Origin of the sequence: Petrotoga sp. 9PWA.NaAc.5.4 (genome assembly GCF_002895485.1) — a bacterium.
In the GTDB taxonomy this organism is placed as follows: Bacteria; Thermotogota; Thermotogae; order Petrotogales; family Petrotogaceae; genus AZRK01.
In genome coordinates this window covers 1-2,610 of record NZ_AZRK01000041.1, presented here as the reverse complement: position 1 = coordinate 2,610, position 2,610 = coordinate 1, and the positions used below count along the sequence as shown (strand labels likewise).

The following is a 2,610-nucleotide window of genomic DNA, read 5'->3' as shown; positions in this document are numbered from 1 at the left end:
GTTTTGAAGAATATGAATATAATATAGAAAAAGCTAAAAAAATTCTATCTGACAATGGGTATCCTAATGGTTTTGAATTTGATTTAGTAGTCTCAAATAGATATAGTCTTGATAAAATTGCTCAAGTAATACAATCACAATTAGCAAAAATTAATGTTAAAGTTAATATTGATTTGGTAGAATGGGGAATTTTCATAAGCAAATGGAGAAATAGCGACTTTGATGCTTTTGTTTCCCTTAATTCTGGTTCTATAGATCCTGATATCCAATTTTATAGAACTTTTCATTCTGGTGGATCAACTAATGTATTTTTATATTCAAATCCTATAGTAGACAAACTTTTACAGGATGGAAGAACAGAGATAGATGTTTCAAAGAGAATTCAAATATATAATCAATTACAAAAAATTTTAGTTAAAGAATCTCCTATTCTTTTTTTATACTCTCCAAATATAATTTATGCTGGTCAAAACTATGTTGAAGGATTTACACCTTTGGCAAATGAAAGCTTAATTTTCTTGAGAGAAACTTGGTTAAATAAATAAAAATAAAGGGTGATTTGGTGAGTTTTACTTATTTTCTACGTAGATTGTTACTCTCTATTCCTACTATTTTTATCGTTACTATTATTGTTTTTACATTAGTTAGACTTGTTCCTGGTGATGTAGTTGATATTATTATTGGAACACAAAATTATCTATCTGAAGAACAAATACAAAAAATGTATGAGGATTTTGGATTAGATAAACCCTTATTTACTCAATATTTCATTTGGATCAAAAGTGTTCTAAGTGGAAATCTTGGTATTTCATTAAGAAGTGGGGAAGATGTTGCAGACATGATACTGCAGCGTCTTCCCGTTACTTTAGAGTTAGCTTTGTTATCGATAATATTCAGCATAATCTTAGGCATTCCTCTTGGTATAGTTTCAGCTACAAAAAAGAATACTCCTGTAGATAGCACAATAAAAGTATTAGGACTAATTGGTCTATCTTCTCCTGCTTTTTGGATTGGTACAATTTTTATAGTTCTTGTTTCCACTTATTCTAAAAATTTTTCGATTTTTGGATATGTTCCATTTTTACAAAATCCTTTAAAAAACATACAAATTTTTTTACTTCCTTCTTTTACTCTTGGTTTGATGATAGCAGCTCAAATACTAAGAATTACGCGAACAAGCATGATAGAAACTTTGTCACAAGATTACGTTAAAGTTGCCTTGTCAAAAGGTTTGAAAAAAGACGAAGTAATTTTTAAGCATGCGTTTAGAAATGCTTTAATTCCTGTAATTACTTTTACAGGAATACAATTAGGATTTTTATTTGGTGGAAGCATTGTTATAGAAAATATGTTTGCATTACCTGGGATAGGAAGACTATTACTTCAAGCAGTTAACCAAAGAGATTATCCAGTAATACAGGGAATAATCTTATTTATTGTGGTCTTAATTATTGTTTTAAATTTATTAATAGACTTTATATACACGTTAGTTGATCCACGTGTAAATCTGGAATAAAGGGGAAATTAGATGAAAAGATTTTTAAAAAATTTTAGCAAAAACAAACTAAATTTAATAAGCGCATTTATAATATTTTTGTTTATATTTATATCTTTTTTCCCAAAACTGTTCGCCCCATTTCCTCCAAACGAAATGAATTCTAAATATATTTTAAATCCTCCAACTCGCGAACATATTTTTGGTACAGATCAATTTGGTAGAGACATTTTTTCAAGATGTATTTACGGAATTCAAAATAGCTTGCTAATAGCTTTAAACTCAATAATTATAGCTTCAATAATAGGTACTTTTTTAGGAATCTTAGCTGGTTATTATGGAGGTATAATAGATCAAATAATTTCAAGAATAATAGATGCTTTTTTCGCATTTCCTTCGTTAGTATTAGCTTTGTTTATTGTAGCATTATTTGGAACTAATATGATTAATTTAATTATCGCAATAGGTATAATATATATTCCAATCTTCGCTAGAACAATAAGAAGCTCAACCATTTCTATTAAAGAATCAAATTATGTAAAAGCCTCAAGAGCTTTAGGAAAAAGTGATTTAGGAATAATGATTTCTGTTATTTTTCCCAATATACTATCAATATTTATAGTTAGTTTCACCATGAACTTTTCCACAGCCATATTGACGGAGGCATCTTTAGGATTCCTTGGTTTAGGAGTTCCACCACCTGAAGCAACCTTAGGAAATCTTGTAGGTCAAGGTACTAATTTCATTATGGTAGCTCCTTGGGTAACATTATTTCCAGGTTTGGTGATTGCAGTTATCGTATTAAGTGTAAATATCCTTGGAGATGGGTTAAGAGACGTCTTGGATCCTAAATTAAATCGCTAATTTTAAAAGGGTCCAGGGCGAAGTCCTCTCCTTTTCTTCTCAGTATAAAGTACCGACTACCTCAAAAACTCTTCTTGCCTTTCGCCCTCCCGCTTTTGAATTTTCCCAGGGTCCCGGGCGAAGCCCCATCCCTTTTTCAGTGTCAAGTACCGAGTACCTTAACAAATATCATTGACTTTAGAAATAAAGATTTTGAAAAACGTTTTTGAATTTAAAACGGGTCACGGGCGAAGCCCCCCTCCCTTTTTCAA

3 protein-coding genes are annotated in these 2,610 nt (G+C 30.5%); all 3 read left to right on the top strand.

The window, feature by feature from the left end:
* The coding region (locus tag X924_RS08235) for an ABC transporter substrate-binding protein (RefSeq protein ID WP_199172679.1) at positions 1-545 on the top strand (545 nt) is incomplete at its 5' end.
* A gap of 17 nt (positions 546-562) precedes the next feature.
* A complete protein-coding gene (locus X924_RS08230; RefSeq protein ID WP_121958438.1) occupies positions 563-1,516 on the top strand; it encodes an ABC transporter permease in 954 nt (317 codons plus the stop codon).
* Positions 1,517-1,528: 12 nt separating this feature from the next.
* A complete protein-coding gene (locus tag X924_RS08225) occupies positions 1,529-2,359 on the top strand; it encodes an ABC transporter permease (protein ID WP_121958437.1) in 831 nt (276 codons plus the stop codon).
* Positions 2,360-2,610: the final 251 nt, after the last annotated feature.